This window comes from Paraglaciecola sp. (assembly GCF_039942875.1).
Taxonomy (GTDB): domain Bacteria; phylum Pseudomonadota; class Gammaproteobacteria; order Enterobacterales; family Alteromonadaceae; genus Paraglaciecola.
In genome coordinates this window covers 1-15,405 of record NZ_JBDVBQ010000042.1, presented here as the reverse complement: position 1 = coordinate 15,405, position 15,405 = coordinate 1, and the positions used below count along the sequence as shown (strand labels likewise).

The 15,405-nt window shown below is 40.6% G+C and carries 13 protein-coding genes and 2 pseudogenes; 11 read left to right on the top strand and 4 right to left on the bottom strand.

Going from position 1 to position 15,405, the window contains the following annotated elements; translation table 11 throughout:
* Nucleotides 1–50: 50 nt before the first annotated feature.
* Nucleotides 51–1,006: pseudogene (locus tag ABJE44_RS14045) on the bottom strand (IS1595 family transposase).
* 28 nt (nt 1,007–1,034) lie between these two features.
* Here ABJE44_RS14045 and ABJE44_RS14040 point away from each other — a divergent pair.
* The 9 genes from ABJE44_RS14040 to ABJE44_RS14000 all read left to right on the top strand — a co-directional run bounded on the left by ABJE44_RS14040 (nt 1,035) and on the right by ABJE44_RS14000 (nt 12,652).
* Nucleotides 1,035–1,589 (top strand): MarR family winged helix-turn-helix transcriptional regulator, encoded by a 555-nt coding sequence (locus ABJE44_RS14040; protein WP_348109809.1) that lies wholly within the window; start codon nt 1,035–1,037, stop codon nt 1,587–1,589.
* Nucleotides 1,590–1,651: 62 nt separating this feature from the next.
* Entirely contained in the window at nt 1,652–3,979 is a 2,328-nt protein-coding gene (locus tag ABJE44_RS14035) for an efflux RND transporter permease subunit (protein WP_348109811.1), read from the top strand.
* Between the two features lie 8 nt (nt 3,980–3,987).
* A complete protein-coding gene (locus ABJE44_RS14030; protein ID WP_348109813.1) occupies nt 3,988–4,782 on the top strand; it encodes an outer membrane lipoprotein-sorting protein in 795 nt (264 codons plus the stop codon).
* On the top strand, nt 4,739–6,085 hold the full coding sequence (locus tag ABJE44_RS14025) for a DUF1302 family protein (RefSeq protein WP_348109815.1): 1,347 nt from the start codon (nt 4,739–4,741) through the stop codon (nt 6,083–6,085). The genes ABJE44_RS14030 and ABJE44_RS14025 overlap by 44 nt, the downstream gene beginning before the upstream one ends.
* Before the next feature lie 161 nt (nt 6,086–6,246).
* Complete coding sequence (locus ABJE44_RS14020; protein ID WP_348109817.1) at nt 6,247–6,951, top strand: ABC transporter ATP-binding protein; 705 nt, start codon at nt 6,247–6,249, stop codon at nt 6,949–6,951.
* Entirely contained in the window at nt 6,938–9,418 is a 2,481-nt protein-coding gene (locus ABJE44_RS14015; RefSeq protein WP_348109833.1) for an FtsX-like permease family protein, read from the top strand. Before ABJE44_RS14020 ends, ABJE44_RS14015 begins: the two co-directional genes overlap by 14 nt.
* Nucleotides 9,419–9,492: 74 nt before the next feature.
* Nucleotides 9,493–10,617 (top strand): type 1 glutamine amidotransferase domain-containing protein, encoded by a 1,125-nt coding sequence (locus tag ABJE44_RS14010; RefSeq protein ID WP_348109819.1) that lies wholly within the window; start codon nt 9,493–9,495, stop codon nt 10,615–10,617.
* Nucleotides 10,618–10,656: 39 nt separating this feature from the next.
* Complete coding sequence (locus ABJE44_RS14005; RefSeq protein ID WP_348109821.1) at nt 10,657–11,370, top strand: response regulator transcription factor; 714 nt, start codon at nt 10,657–10,659, stop codon at nt 11,368–11,370.
* A gap of 7 nt (nt 11,371–11,377) precedes the next feature.
* The gene (locus tag ABJE44_RS14000) at nt 11,378–12,652 is read left to right on the top strand and encodes a HAMP domain-containing sensor histidine kinase (protein ID WP_348109823.1); all 1,275 of its coding nucleotides are present in this window, start codon (nt 11,378–11,380) and stop codon (nt 12,650–12,652) included.
* On the opposite strand, the gene ABJE44_RS13995 is transcribed toward ABJE44_RS14000, so the two are convergent.
* Entirely contained in the window at nt 12,645–13,412 is a 768-nt protein-coding gene (locus tag ABJE44_RS13995; protein ID WP_348109825.1) for a hypothetical protein, read from the bottom strand. The two genes, ABJE44_RS14000 and ABJE44_RS13995, sit on opposite strands and share 8 nt — an antisense overlap.
* Before the next feature lie 405 nt (nt 13,413–13,817).
* On the opposite strand from ABJE44_RS13995, the gene ABJE44_RS13990 reads away from it, so the two are divergent.
* Nucleotides 13,818–14,060 carry a DUF2892 domain-containing protein gene (locus tag ABJE44_RS13990; protein ID WP_348109827.1) on the top strand — a complete coding sequence of 81 codons (243 nt, stop codon included), beginning with the start codon at nt 13,818–13,820 and terminating at the stop codon, nt 14,058–14,060.
* Nucleotides 14,061–14,194: 134 nt separating this feature from the next.
* On the opposite strand, the gene ABJE44_RS13985 is transcribed toward ABJE44_RS13990, so the two are convergent.
* Complete coding sequence (locus tag ABJE44_RS13985) at nt 14,195–14,716, bottom strand: helix-turn-helix domain-containing protein (protein ID WP_348109829.1); 522 nt, start codon at nt 14,714–14,716, stop codon at nt 14,195–14,197.
* A 116-nt stretch (nt 14,717–14,832) separates the two neighbouring features.
* Between ABJE44_RS13985 and ABJE44_RS13980 the strand changes: the two genes are divergently transcribed.
* A complete protein-coding gene (locus ABJE44_RS13980) occupies nt 14,833–15,156 on the top strand; it encodes a hypothetical protein (RefSeq protein WP_348109831.1) in 324 nt (107 codons plus the stop codon).
* Nucleotides 15,157–15,192: 36 nt separating this feature from the next.
* Here ABJE44_RS13980 and ABJE44_RS13975 read toward each other — a convergent pair.
* A pseudogene (locus ABJE44_RS13975) lies at nt 15,193–15,368 on the bottom strand (IS982 family transposase); the annotation flags it as partial.
* Nucleotides 15,369–15,405 lie beyond the last annotated feature (37 nt).

Sequence of the window (15,405 nt, the reverse complement as noted above, 5' to 3'; positions counted from 1 at the left end):
ATATTAATAAAGGGTATCCATTTAGCTCCACCACATACTACATATAGTGTTTATTTGATTTTTACATCTTTATACTTAATCGGTGGGGTATGTACTGCCAATTCCAACAATCTAAAAAACAACAACCCCCTTGAGCGAGACTTTCTTCGATTAAACCGAAATGCGTACTCGTTAAGATAAGCATCTAAGTGTTCTAGATTAACGGAGCCTTGATGTGTACCAAGTAACCACCTTTTCACTAAAGAAGCGACTCGATGAACACCAACCAAAGTTTCGTGTGCAGGTTCATTTGAGCCTAATAACACGTGCTTATCCCAACTATACCCTAACGTAGGTAAGGTTCGATAAATGGAAGCTCCATCCGTTCTAATTACAGTGCCCTGTTCAACGTTATCATGCACAAACTGGTTCAGTGTTTTTTGTGTTGCTTCTTCGATTCGTTTTAAGCGAATACGGCCAAACCCTTTAGGCTGCTCTAGTTCAACAGCTATCGCCACAATGGCTTTCTTACTAGTTAAGCTGGGCGCTCGTGAACTCCCTTTATCAGTACCGCCCACGTAAGTTTCATCCACTTCGACTGTTCCTGTCAGCTTGTCTCTCGATGGGTCAACCATTGCATGTCTGTATCGATGCAGCATTGTCCATGCTGTTTGATAACTACCTAAGCCGAGTAATCTTTGTAAACCTAAAGCACTAACACCATGCTTTTCATTAGTGATATACCAAGCGGCAGCAAACCAGTTAGTGAGAGATGTGCGACTTTTATCGAATAACGTACCAGAGGTAACCGTCGCTTGATAACGACAAGAGCGACATAATAAACGCCCCCTTGATAGGTGATATGGCTCAGCAGTTTGACGGCAGCGCGGACAACAAAATCCAAAAGGCCACCTGAGTTTAAGAGAAACTGTAAACAGGCATCATGGTTTGGAAACCAACGAATAAATTCATCCCAATTGGACGGATAATCTTTTCCAGATTTCAATAAATTTGATGGAATGCTCACCACTACATATGGACATAGGTGGAGCTAAGTGGATACCCCTTTTATTAATTCACCTTTGTACAATAAATATATTGTAAACCCAGTTGAACATGTGCATATACACATGTTATATTCTGCTAAACATCTGGAGAGTGGTATGACTGATATTTATAAACGGCTTGAAACATGTGCTTGTTTTCGAATGCGTGCAGCATCGAGGAAGCTCACACGTGACTATGACGAAGTCCTTAAACCGGCTGGTATTAAAATTACCCAATTTACTGTGCTGGCAATAATATCAGGCACAAAACCACATTCCATTTCATCTATGGCCAGTTCACTGTCGATGGAAAGAACCTCCCTTGTACGAACTTTGAGTTTATTAGAAAAGAAAGAGCTTATTAAACTAGGAATTGAAGGATATAGACGGGAGCGCGAAATTTCATTAACCCCAAAAGGAGAAGCTATTTTCTTAGAGGCGGTCCCACTTTGGGAAAAAGCTCAGTCTAACTTTGAAGAACAATTAGGTGCAGGAGTATGGCAAACTTTATGGAAACATATTGCTAAACTCGCAAGAGGGAAAAGCGGTCTAGTTAAAGTCTGAATTTTTTTACCATGAATAGTGTATATACACTACGTTAAATATGAATAATAGGAATATTAAATATGCACAGTAATAAACAAGCCTTTGAGTTTTTTTCAACGATGCTTTCCAAAAGATGGATAGTCAGTCTGCCTGTAATACTCGTGTTCATTGCCTTGATATCAGGCATATCATCGTTGCAAAAGGATACAAGCTCTGATGCGTTTATCGATCCACTCAACCCCGCACTGGTCGCCAACAAAAAAATTGAAGAAGTCTTTGGGCTTTCCGATCCACTCGTTATCGCAATCGTCAACAACACAGGTACAGGCATTTTTACCCCTGACTCCCTCGAACTCGTTGACTGGGTAACCAGAACATTATCTAAACAACGTAATGTAGATCCTGACAAGATCATATCTCTGGCGACAGAATCCAATATCGAAGGAGATTCTGTAGGCATGAACGTAGAAGAATTTATAACGTCTACGCCCATTTCTAATGAAAGAACGAGCTGGATAAAACACGCCATCGACCACTTCCCATTATACCAAGGGCTATTAGTATCAAAGGATCATCAAGCGACAATCGTTGTTGCAGAACTGCTGGACGAGACAGAATCGTCTAACACTTACCACAATATTAAAAAGTTATTGGACGATGCCCCTCTTGGTAACGGAAACAAACTGTTTATCGCTGGAGAAGGCGCAGTATCAGGCTATCTATCAACCTACATTGATAACGATGCCAAAAAACTCAACCCTTTAGCTGCAGTCATAATTACCATTATTCTCTTTATCTGCTTCAGAACTCTTCGTGGTATTATTTTACCGAACTTAATTGTCATACTCACAGCCGGAAGTACCTTAGGCGCCATGGCATTATTTGGCGTAGATTTCTACGTGATAACCAATGGTTTAGTCGTATGTATGATAGGTATTGCGGTAGCAGATTCTGTGCATATCTTTAGTCAATACTACACGGAAATAGCCTCAAACCCATCAGCCCAACGTAAACAAATAGTAGCCAATACCATGGCTAACGTATGGCGCCCTATTACCCTTACAACCTTTACCACTATGGCCGGTTTTCTTGGGCTAGCCGTCACGTCTGATATGCCACCTGTTATTTATTTTGGTTTGTTTGGTGCTTTGTCAGTGTTTTTTGCTTGGTTATTTTCAATAACAATATTGCCAATTTTATTAAGCTGCCTCACGCCTAAACTCAGTAAACGCTTTTTGCATAAATCAAAAGATACCGTTCAAAGATCCTCCTTTATCACTTCTGTTGGTAAAGCCATTTTAAAGCGTCCACATGTTTCAGTTTGGATAGGCGCTATTTTATTTCTTATATCATTGGTAGGTGCGAACCAAGTAACGGTAGATGAAGAGCGGATAGCTAATTTCAAAGAAACCGAAGACATTTTTATTGCAGACAAAACAATTAATAGTTTGATGGACGGTACATATTATTTAGATATTTTCATTGACGCAAAAGATCCTGAAGCCCTTTATCAACCAGAGATATTACAAAAAATTGAAGCGACTCAACGCAAATTGGAAACACTTCCGCAAGTAGGCGGAACAACATCAATAGTCGATTATATAAAACAGATGAATAAAGCCATTAATGAAGATGATGAAACCTATTATCGCATTCCAAACAACCCACAATTAGTCGCTCAACTGTTTCTTTTGTACTTTTCATCCGGGGATCCCACTGAGTTTGAAGAAGAAATTGACGGAGAAAGAAAACTTGCCTTAATCAGAGCCAATGTCGCCCGTAACAAATACTCAAACAATAAACTGTTAGTTGAAGAAATGAGCCCTTGGTTGGCTAAAGAATTCTCAGACGAAAACGTCACAGCCACGTTAACCGGTAGGATACAGGTGGATTATGAATGGATAGATAACCTGGCCAAAACCAATACACTCAGCGTTGTGGTATCAATACTTGCAGTAGTCATCATGGCATCGCTACTTTTTAAATCCGCAGTAGCTGGCTTTCTTGCCTTTATTCCCGTAGGACTGTCGATTTTAATCATATATGCAGTGATGGGGATCTCAGATATTTGGCTAGGAGTTGGAACGTCCATGTTTGCCTCTATAGCTATTGGTTTAGGAGTCGACTTTGCCATACACACCATAGATCGGATGAAAGAGCTTATCGCTAACTCCAGTAAACCATGGGCAGAACAACTCATTGTTCTTTATGCAACCACAGGCCGCGCGCTACTTTTCAACTTCTTAGCTATAGCACTTGGCTTCGGAGTACTTATGACATCAGATGTGCCGCCCCTCATAAAATTCGGTTCGCTGGTCGTTATTTCCGTCACGACATCGTTTATAGCAAGCCTCGCCATTGTGCCTTCTCTGGTCATGCTATTTAAACCAAAGTTTATCTATAAATAAGGAAAACCATGAACAAATTTATCGCTTTAAGCTTAACCTGTTTACTTACCTTTAACGCCCAAAGTCAAGATTGGACTGGTCAAGAGATCATAGAAAACATCAACAATCGTGATGACGGGCAACAAGTGACCCGAAGTTTTAAAATTGAACTAACCGACAGGCGCGGTATCACGCGTACCGAAGTTACCCAAGGCTATAAGAAGTATTTTGGCGACCAGAAAAAAACAGTGATCTTTTACAAAGAGCCAACCAATGTCAGAGGTACCGCATTTCTGACCTTTGACTACGCTGACGAATCAAAAGATGATGACCAATGGCTGTATCTACCCGCTCTTAGACGAGTCAGAAGAATTTCTGCATCTGATAGAGGGGACTATTTTTTGGGTACCGACCTAACCTATGAAGAAATAAAAAAAGAAGGAAAATATGATCTCTCTGAGTACAACACCAAACTCATCGGACAAGAAAATGATAACCAACAACTATTACTCAAAGTTGAATTAACCCCAAAAACTAAGCAGCTTTCAGAAGAGCTTGGTTACTCTCGCCTCATCACTTATGTTGATCCTAACATTTGGATGTCACGAAAAATTGAATTTTGGGACACAAACGGCAATGCCTTAAAAACAATTGAAAATCTACACATCACTCAAATCGATGGATACTGGACAGTCACAGAAATTGCGGTTAAGAATCATAAAACACAACACACTACACGTATGATGTTCTTTGATATTGACTACAAAGCACAGATCCGCAATGACATGTTTACGCAACAACAACTCAAACGCGGACTGCGCTAGGGGTAAACAAATGCGATGTATAGCCATTTTACTCGGCTTAATACTGACAACCTTCTATGCTAAGGCTGAAATTAGAGGAGAGTTTCAGTCAAAAATGTCGGTAGGCGAGTCTGGAATAAACCAGTTCGAACATATCACCACTCCGTCATTCACATATTCAGGGGAGAATTTTCGATTTTACAGTGAATACCGTTTAAGGGTAGATACTGCAGATGAATTAGAACCAGGGAAATTTGATGAACCAACCTCATCTGCATTCAGTAAAAGAATGAATCTGAGTGGCTCTGCTGAATTTGAAATACGAGAATTCTTCGTTGATGGTTACCTTGGTGAGGTCTTTTTAAAATTGGGCAAACAACAAATTGTATGGGGGCAGTCAGATGGGTTACGCGTGCTGGACGTTGTTAACCCACTGAACTATCGTGAGTTTATTCTGACTGGACTTGATGAACGGCGAATTCCCTTATGGTCAGCCAGCGCCGAAATCGGCCTTGGGCAATGGCAACTACAAACCGTATGGGTGCCGGATCAAACATACAATTACCTTCCCAGTGGTACAAACGCGCCGACCTTTGCGTTTACCTCATCGCTATATATTCCTTCAATACAACATGCCGACCAAGTTGTTCTGAAAGCTCCCAAAACACGCGGTAAAATTTTCAATGATAGCGATTTTGGATTTAGATTAAGTACGTTTACAGAAAACGGCTGGGATATTGGAGTGGTTTACTTCTATCATTATCGCGATGAAAGTGTGTTGTATCGAGAACACGTAGAAGAGGCGCTTATCATTCAACCACAATTCGAGCGTTCTCATCTACTAGGCTTTTCGGCATCCAATGTATTGGGCGATGTAATCTTAAGAAGCGAAGTCGGCTATTCAACCAATGTGCATTACTTAACAGACTGGAGTGTGACGCAAAATGATCAACATACGTCTTCTGAAGTAGCAATGGTTTTAGGCTTAGATTATCAGGGAATAAGCAACGTATTTTTAACCGCACAAATATTTGCTAGCCATATCAACCATTTCCATCACGACATCATTCGTGAGCAAACGGAGTATCAATACACCATGCGCTATGAGCAAACATTTTATAATGAAACATGGACACTCTCACTACAAAATATTCAATCCATTAATCGTGAAGACGGGTTGCTCCAACTATCGTTGGAGCATCAATACTCTTCTTCCATTATCTTATCGCTGGGTTGTGATATATTTTACGGGGCACAACATGGCTTATTCGGTCAATTTAAGGACAAGGATAGGGTTAGTATGGCGCTAAATTACAGCTTCTAGTACTACTATCTTGGCAATATAGCTAAGTATGTAGTATTTCGAAATTTATATGTCCCTTTAAATCACCTTGAAAACATTTTTTGATAAGCGCTCTACTTTCACATTGATTTCACAACTGCAGGCATAACCTTTGGCTAACTTATCAATAAGGAGTCAAGGTTATGTCGATGCCTATCCACAATCGTATTGAATTACAAAACGTCAGTCAGTCATTTACGTTGAATGACAATCAGGTACATCTATTTCAAGAGCTAACGTTATCTATTATTCAAGGTCAGTCTTATGCTATTACTGGTCCTTCAGGCTCGGGTAAATCCAGCTTATTGATGTTGATGGCAGGATTAGAAAATCCCACTTCAGGGCAAGGGATCTACGTTAATAACCAGAAAAATAGTGCTTTGAGCGAGTTGCGTGAAGAAGCAGGTTTTATCTTTCAACAGTTTCATTTGTTACCCGAGCTTACGGCGCTGCATAACGTAGCTTTGCCACTAAAACTGCGAGGGGTAAAAAATGCAGAGGCAAAGGCAAAAGTCTGGTTGCAACGGGTGGGGTTGGAGCATCGTTTACAGCATAAACCTCAACAACTCAGTGGTGGAGAACAGCAAAGAGTAGCGATTGCCCGGGCATTGGTATTTCAGCCTAAATTTATTTTTGCAGATGAGCCAACGGGGAATTTAGATACAAAAAGTGCACAGGAAGTAGCCGACATTCTTTTCTCTTGCTGTCAAGAGCATGGCGCTGGCTTGGTAATGGTTACCCATAGCCAAGAGCTTGCCGAGCGTGCTCAGCATATTTACGTGTTTAGCAATGGTAAGTGCCATTTGAATACAAAAGTGAATAAGGAGGTTTGTGATGATAATCAATAACCTACTTTTAGCTTGGCAATTTCATCAACAACAAAAACATCTGCCACACCAGCGTTTTTTGACGTGGACTCAGGCTATATTATTGGTTTTTATTGTCACACTGAGTCAAGCCAGCCAAAGTATTCAGAGCTTTTTGACAGAAAATTTAGTGAACCTGTTAGGAGCAGACGTGGTGATTAGCCATCAACACCCCTTAACAGATGCTCATCATGAGGTGTTAGCTGAACTGTCTACCAATATGATTGTGACGCAGTATATTGCCACAACCTTGACCCACAATGACAAGTGGCAACGAGCCAAACTTAAGTTCGTCGGCGATGGATACCCCTTGCAAGGTAAGATTAAAATATCTAATTCATTACACGCTACCAGTGAAGCGGTCAACACCGGCCCAAAACCTGGCAACATTTGGCTAGATCCGCGTTTGTTGACTAGCTTATCGCTTAGTGTTGGCGATACGCTCACTATAACTAATCACCCCTTCATCGTATCGCGTATTTTGCAACACGAGCCAGACCGATTGATGGAAGGTCACAGTGTCGATATGCGGGCCATGTTGCATATCAACGATTTAAACAAGCTAAATCTCCCTGAAGACTTATTGGGTTATAGGTATTTGATTGCTAGTTCCTCCCAGCAAATTTCGCAAATCATTGCTTGGCAAAAAGTCAATTTGCCTGCTGCACAAATCTATCACACCAAGGGCGCACACCCTTTGGCTTTGTTTTGGCAACGCACCGAAAACTTTATTGGCTTAGCTTCTATTATTCTATTTTTTATGGCGGCAATTGCGATTCAGCAACTGACCCATGTGCAATTGCGAAAAGAGCAATTTTTTAGTGCTGTGTGTATGAGTTTAGGCTCATCAAAATCGACTGTATTCCAACTGTCCATATTTAGGTGGTTGATGCATGTAATCTTAATGTTACCTGCAGTTTTGCTGATTTCAGCGGTCTGTCATTGGATGATAATTCAATGGTTGAGCCACACTTTTTCAGATTTGAATTGGCACTGGCAGCCCATGTTAGCTGTTCAGTCTGTGTTAGCGGTTAGCTTAATATTTTTGGTTTTTCAAATACCCGTGTGGGCCGGTTTAAGACAAAGCTCGGTTGCTCAGTTAGTCAATAACCACCAAAAAAGAATCAGCTATTGGCTAAGCTTAATTTGCGCTGTCGCAGTGCTAGCCGGTGTGGCTGTTGTCTACTCAGATAATGCCTTACTCAGTATTATGGTCATTGCTTCAATAGGGTTGAGTATCTTATTGATTCTATTTTTTAGCTGGGCGGGACTCTCATTTGGTGAAAAGCTGACTCAGAATGTTTCAGGTTTAATGCCTTTTGCTCTATTTATGATGAAACAACGGCTGTTAAGCAAAAGTACTCAGATATTGGGTGTGGGCCTGTGTGCATTTTTATTATTGTTTACTTTGATGTTACTAAAAGACTTAGGCGGAACCATGCAGGCCTATCAGCGCACTCATGATGGCAATCTTGTTGTCTCACAGGCAACCAAAAATCAAATGTCAGATATCGAGTCTTGGGCACAGGAACAGGATGTCGACATACGCCAACAACGACCTTATACGTATGCCAAGTTAACGCAGGTCAACGGTCAACTTTTGGCTGATTTTACCCAAAAACCCAGCGAGAGCTTAGCCACGTTAAGCCGTACTGTGCGGTTGCACTGGACAAACACAGTGCCAAGCAATAACCGTATAGTAACTGGACAATGGTGGCAGGCTAATACCCCAAATTGGCAACAGATATCGGTTGAAGAAGAAGTGATGACTGATCTAGGCTTGAAGTTAGGCGACAGCTTAACTTTTTATATAAACGAACAAAGTATCGTTTTTAACATCAGTGCCAGCCACGTCTATAAATCGGGATCAGGGTCTATTACTTTTTGGTTTCAAGTTCCCAGCTCTGCAATTAAGAATATCACTGCTGTGCACTACAGCATGGCGAGTTTGGAATTGTCTGAACAACAATTTCCCCTCTTAAATACGTTATGGCAACAACATCCCACATTGCGAATGGTGTCATTGCAAGAAATGACCGCTAGGTTTGATTCTACCCTTGCTATGGTCACACAAGTGATCAGTGGTTTTGCTTTACTCATTATTGTACTGGCAACCGTGGTGATCCTATCTTCTATTCATGGGCTGGAAGCTAAAGAAAAGAAAAAGAATAGCGTGATCATGAGCTTTGGCTTTTCTCAACAAACGTGTTTAAAACTAAATGTGATTGAGTGGATAGTGACCGGCTCTATTGCTGCCAGTGGTGCCATTGTCGGTACTTATGCGGCGGGTTTACTTATTTATCAATCGCAGTTTTCTATGCATTATCAGCCGAACTTCTTATGGTTGTTAGGTACCTTAAGCATTATTTTATTAGTGGTGACTGGTTTAGGGGTTTACGCCAGCAAAAACAGTCTTTCTAGCTCTGTTCGTCAATTAATGGCGGAGTAAGCACTTTTATTGGAGTTTCACATTGGTTTCACACGTTAGTTGTCATGCTAGTGAAAACTAAAGGAGAAAACATTATGCAAAACGCTAAACAATTAATATCTATATTACTCGTCCTACTATTAATCATTGCCAACACCGAGGTGTTGGCGAAATCAACTGACCTAAAAGTATTGATGGTGGTAAGTGGTTATGGTCAACAACAAGGTAAAGAGGCACCCGGTTACGAATTTGATGAATTTGCCAAAGCCTATTTGGTGTTCAAACACAATAACCTTTTGGTGGATATTGCTAGCCCTCAGGGCGGGCCAGTTGAAGCCGACCGGTATGATCCTAGCAAGCTATACAACCAAGAAGTATTGACTGATCCAAGTATTATGGCAAAGCTGGATAATACTCTGTCCACCGCACAGCTAACTGCGGATGATTATGCTGGGGTGTTTATTGTTGGTGGTAAAGGTGCCATGTTTGATTTGCCAAAAGATACATCATTACAGCAAATCATTGCCGACATCTATCAACAACAAGGTATAGTAGCAGCTGTATGCCATGGTCCAGCGGCATTGGTTGATGTGAAGCTAGCCGATGGTAGTTATCTAGTAGCGAATAAAGCTGTGAACGGTTTTACCAATCAAGAAGAGAACCTGTTTGGCACCAAGTGGATGAAAGACTTTGCCTTTATGCTCGAAGATAAATTGGTTGAACGTGGAGGCAAATTCCAATCTAGCGACATTATGCTCGAACATGTTGCCGTTGAAGAGCGTTTAATTACAGGACAAAATCCATCTTCAACCGTGGTAGTGGCGACCGAGTTGGTCAAGTCGCTTGGTATTAAGCCTAAACCATTGGCATCTTACGAAGATGATAGAACCCTTGGTTTGATTGCGCAGTTGCTAGGCGGAGACTTGAACGCGGTGCAAGCACTCAAGAATGCGCCAGACCAATACAATATTAAGTTTGTTGGCATGTATGGTTATCAGTACCTAGAAAAAGCCAAAAGCCAGCAAGAATACCAACACGCACTGACTTTGATGACATTGGCACAAGTCGCGATGAACAACCCGAAGTTAGAGGTACAAATTGCCAAAGCTCAGCATAAAATAGGTGACAAACACGCCGCTGCCGATACTCTAAACAAGATATTAGCGACTAAACCAGACTTTAAACCTGCCTTGGACATGTTAAGCACGTTATCTTTGTAATGTGTTTTAAGAGTGGCTTAACTAAAATTGGAGCTTGTAATGACTGAATCTGCTGAGCTACATGTATTACTGATCGAAGATGAATCCAGTATCGCTAAAAATATCGCTGAATATATGGAGCAAAAAGGCCATATTTTTGATTTTGCCAGCCAGGGTCAACTTGGGTTAGATTTGGCGTTACAAGCTTATTACGACCTCATTATTCTTGATTTGAATTTACCGGTGATGGATGGGATAGAGGTATGTCGGCAACTTCGAAAACACGCCGAGCGTCATATTCCTATCTTAATGCTCACCGCCAGAGACAGCATCGAGGACAAGGTCACCGGCTTTCAAGTAGGGGCCGATGACTACTTAACTAAACCCTTTTCGCTACAAGAACTTGAAGTGCGCTGTTTGGCGTTGTCCCGACGGCACTTGTTGAATCGCAAAGATATACTTACCTTAGGTCCGCTTACAATAGATATTAAAAAAAAGACCGCCACTCGAGACAGAGAGCTATTGGCTTTAAGTGCCATGGGTTTTAAAATTTTGACCCTAATCGCACAAGCCTACCCTCAGGTGGTTAGTCGCTCTGAGCTTAGCCATAAACTATGGGGTGACGAGCCTACTGAATCCGATGCACTTCGCTCACATATCTATCAATTGCGTGCTGTGTTAGACAAACCTTTTGCCTATCCATTATTACAAACCTTACATGGTGTGGGTTTCACTTTAGATATAGTCACTCAAGGTCAGCAACCCCAAGAGTAAGTAAATTATGAAAATTAATCCCCGCAAGTTTTATAGCTTAAGCCGCAGGTTTGTTGTGCAATCTTGTTTATTCACTGTGGCAATATCTGCTATTTATGGCGTTATTTCGATTCTGCTTATGTACACCCTAGAAGACAGCTTTATCTATCGAGATATGCAACAAGAAGCAAGGTATCTGGTATCTGAATTTCAAAAAACGGATGAATGGCCAACAACGCGCAAAACCAGTATGCAACTGCACTTCTCTAGAGCTACCTTTCCACTAGATTTTCGCGACCTATCCATACAAGAACCGCAGCGTCGTGAGTTTTACGGTAATCAGGGGCGGCACTATCACTTATTCGCAATTAAAGGCCACCCAGATACCTGGTTAGTGGCTGAAGTAAGTGAAGATTTGTTAGTCCGGCCCATCAGAGCGGGTGTTATCAAGTTTCTAATAATAAGTACCTTATTTGTAAGTATGCTTGCATGCTTGCTCACTTGGCTAGTCAGTAGAAAAACCGTTAAGCCACTTAAACAGTTGGCGGACCTTGTTGATGACGTGGCCCCTGAAAATATGCCTAAAGATTTTGCTAAACAATTCCCCAATAATGAATTAGGCATACTGGCGCGCACCCTAGAACAATCCTTTACCCGTATCACCCAAACATTAGAGCGCGAAAAGTGCTTTACCCGAGATGTAAGCCACGAGTTGCGCACCCCATTGGCCATTATTCAAAATGCCGCTGAGCTCTACCACAGTTACCAAGTAGAACATCAATCGGGAAATGCAGTGGTACAGCGTATCGCGGATGCGTCTTTGCAGATGGAAAAAACCGTATATACCTTATTAATGCTAGCCAGAGAAGAACACGTTGAGTCAATCAAAGAACGGGTATCTTTTATGCCAATCATTGAGCGCTCGGTTTTGGATAACTACGCATTGATGGATGGTAAAAAAATAGCAATCAACATCAGTGACAACTGCCAAACGGAAGTTCACGCCCAGCCCGGTATGCTCAAAGTCTTGCTCGACAATCTACTCAGTAACGCTTTCAGATACACCCTTGAAGGAGAGGTCAACATCCACTTTAAAGATGGCACGCTTATCGTCAAAGACACTGGCCCCGGGATTGAACAGCCTATTACCAACAATGTAACCGACCCCGCCGTAAAAGGAAGTCAAAGCACAAGCTTTGGTTTTGGTTTGTCTATCGTTAAACGGTTATGTGAACACCAAAACTGGCAACTAACAGTACATAGTGATAGTGGCACCTGTGTATCTGTTTACTTTCCTAATTAGCTGGCTCTAATTGACCTATATATTGATAATTAGAATAGGTGTCGATGGATTTTTCATCTATTTCAGTGAAAAAAGCAAAATTGCCTTTCATATTTAAACTCTGCTGGTGAGGTAGAATCGCATTGTCAATTTTATAGAAACTTAAGGCCAACTTAAAATCGCTAATCTTGGCACTGAAAGCGGGTGAAAAAGGGGCAATATTGATTATCTCTATTACTTCAATAAATTGTTGAGTTTTATTAAATTTTAACGAACCTTTCAACTGCTTCGAAGCCTTATCACCTAACTTGTCGAGGTGCACATTAAATTCTGCATGTAGAGAACCCTCAGACTCAAAATGGTGTTGCAAACTATCTAACTGAATCAATTCCCTAAGCTTAAGGGTAATACCACCGCTGTGTTTGTTGCTTTTGCTATCAGTAAATTTTCGGGCCTGCTTTTCTGTAGGTTTACCGCCATTAATTTCTAGTAAGGACCATTGCCCAACACGAGCCGGATTTGGGGTGAATTGCTCACTACTACTAGAAATATCACCTTCTTCATTTTCGTAACGTGAAACGTGATACGACCATTCAGCAAGAGGCGTTTGTTCAAACTGAGAAATGGCCTGAGATACACGATTTTTAAGACGTTCTTGTTGCGTGTGTTCTGCAATTGAAGGTTTGCTAATTTGTTCATTAGCCAGCACAACGGCGCTCAACGAAACCGAGCCTGAATAAGTACCAATTAACATCAACAGTAAACCAATTTTATTTTTCATAGACAGCCTAATAAATCAACGGATAAGCTGAGATGATAAGTAGAGTGATGTGAAACCGGTGTGAAATCATTAGTTTGAATTGATGTGCTTGAGAAACACTCAATTTTATCGAAGGCATCAGACACTTATAGTTAACTAAAAGCAAGGAAATTATGGCAACATAACACATCATTAACATTGCAACTGTAATCACGCCATAGACGTTTTAAAGCATATTGGCAAGTAAAAATGTGATTGTTATAACTGATTGCAGACGCACATGCCTCCGTTAAACAACAGAAGCATGCTGGAGTTGACTTAAATTGACTCGCTCCATTTGATTTCCGCCCTTCACCTTCATTGACTTAGATCAATAAGAGCAAAGTTCCGCTATTTATGCTAAGTACATATTCAATTTACAGGACCATGATTAAGAAGCAGAATGTTGGAGTGTTAGATACTGCTATTCGCAGTATTGTGGGAGTGGTATGCCTAGCCATTGCGGCCAAAGGTCTCTTCTCATTATCAGTCTCCGTTACCTTTTTAGTAATAGGCGTATTGATATGGATAACATGTAGTTTGGGAGTATGTCTTATCTATAAAGCACTAAACATAGATACCTATCTAGGTGCAGGCCATGGTTTAACCCAATGGTACCCTAAGACTTAGTAAAAATTATTATTTTGTTGCCATGCGTATATTAGTAATATTTTTCTGGAAAATGGTTTAATCAAAATCGTTGTTTTTTCTTATTTTAAAATGGCTGTCTATGTTATTCTTGTTAAGTAACATTGACGGTTAACTTAAATATCTGACGCAATAATGGAATACAACTTAATATCTTGGTCAGACAACTCATCACGTGCATGTTTTTTCTTTAAACCTGGTCCCATTCTTACTTTTAAATTATGCGGGGTTAAGTCATCACCGCAACAGCCGCAAACTAACTTTGGTTTTGCAACCTGCTTACATTCAGTATGAACATACTCAACTGGCGGACCATCATTATCACTAGCCCACTTATCCCCCCACTGTCCAATCGTAAGAATAACCGCATATAAATCTACCCCCTTTTCTGTTAGCCGATACTCGTACCGCTTGTATCTTTCATCATATAAATATTTAAAAACAATATTCTCATCTGTTAAACGCCCTAGCCTATCCGCTAACCGATGTTTTGTAATGCCTAACGCTTGTTGAATATCTGAAAACTTCCTCATTCCTAAAAAAAGCTGCCGTAAAATAATTAACGTCCACCTATCTCCAAATATAGATGTAGCTCGAGCGACAGAGCACACTTGATTACTTGTTTCTTCCCAACGCATAAGCTCACATTTAATTACCTGATCAATTGATTACTAATAATACTTGACAGGTTCCAAAATGCAACTCAATATAAGGTTCCATTTTGAAACCGTAATTGCTAGAGTAAGGAAATGATATGAGAGTTTTTAAGTATTTACTGGCTATTTGCGCCATAAGCGCTTCACTATTGGCTAGCGCACACGATCGTCTATCTAAAATTGATGTTCAACGGCAAGTTATAGAAAAATGCACTAAAGCAGCAATAAAAAGATATGGAGATAACTCGGTTATTTATAAGAACGAGAATGCTAAAATAGCTAGAGATGTAAACAGAACAAAATGGAACAAAAGCTTAAAGGGTGCGTTAATTAAAATGATAATTAAACCAAAATCAAAACGTGCCACAACGTATTCATGCCTGCTAACCGTTGATAACAGGGTGATGTTTATCAAGCGATAAAAATCTGTTACTTACATTAATTAACCTGAGATCTGCCTAAGCGATAACCATAGAGTTCAGCTCTACGTCAGTTAAATAAGGCTTGGCTTATTTTCTTTTAAGCAGCAAGCGACCAAACCCGCGAGTAAATTCAGCATAAAGCCATTCATACTCCGATGTCTTGAGTGTTCGATATAAGAAATATTCTTAAGTTGGTCGTTTATTGTTTGTAGTGGCATAGTTAATTTGGCCACCTAACAAGAAATGTTA

What these genes read in the sequence shown, in the direction of transcription:
- ABJE44_RS13980 (WP_348109831.1), top strand. Translation starts at nt 14,833, where the DNA reads ATGAGAGTTTTTAAGTATTTACTGGCTATTTGCGCCATAAGCGCTTCA.
- ABJE44_RS14015 (WP_348109833.1), top strand. Translation starts at nt 6,938, where the DNA reads ATGATAATCAATAACCTACTTTTAGCTTGGCAATTTCATCAACAACAA.
- ABJE44_RS14025 (WP_348109815.1), top strand. Translation starts at nt 4,739, where the DNA reads ATGACATGTTTACGCAACAACAACTCAAACGCGGACTGCGCTAGGGGT.
- ABJE44_RS13990 (WP_348109827.1), top strand. Translation starts at nt 13,818, where the DNA reads ATGATTAAGAAGCAGAATGTTGGAGTGTTAGATACTGCTATTCGCAGT.
- ABJE44_RS14030 (WP_348109813.1), top strand. Translation starts at nt 3,988, where the DNA reads ATGAACAAATTTATCGCTTTAAGCTTAACCTGTTTACTTACCTTTAAC.
- ABJE44_RS14035 (WP_348109811.1), top strand. Translation starts at nt 1,652, where the DNA reads ATGCACAGTAATAAACAAGCCTTTGAGTTTTTTTCAACGATGCTTTCC.
- ABJE44_RS14000 (WP_348109823.1), top strand. Translation starts at nt 11,378, where the DNA reads ATGAAAATTAATCCCCGCAAGTTTTATAGCTTAAGCCGCAGGTTTGTT.
- ABJE44_RS13995 (WP_348109825.1), bottom strand. Translation starts at nt 13,412, where the DNA reads ATGAAAAATAAAATTGGTTTACTGTTGATGTTAATTGGTACTTATTCA.
- ABJE44_RS14005 (WP_348109821.1), top strand. Translation starts at nt 10,657, where the DNA reads ATGACTGAATCTGCTGAGCTACATGTATTACTGATCGAAGATGAATCC.
- ABJE44_RS13985 (WP_348109829.1), bottom strand. Translation starts at nt 14,716, where the DNA reads ATGCGTTGGGAAGAAACAAGTAATCAAGTGTGCTCTGTCGCTCGAGCT.
- ABJE44_RS14020 (WP_348109817.1), top strand. Translation starts at nt 6,247, where the DNA reads ATGTCGATGCCTATCCACAATCGTATTGAATTACAAAACGTCAGTCAG.
- ABJE44_RS14010 (WP_348109819.1), top strand. Translation starts at nt 9,493, where the DNA reads ATGCAAAACGCTAAACAATTAATATCTATATTACTCGTCCTACTATTA.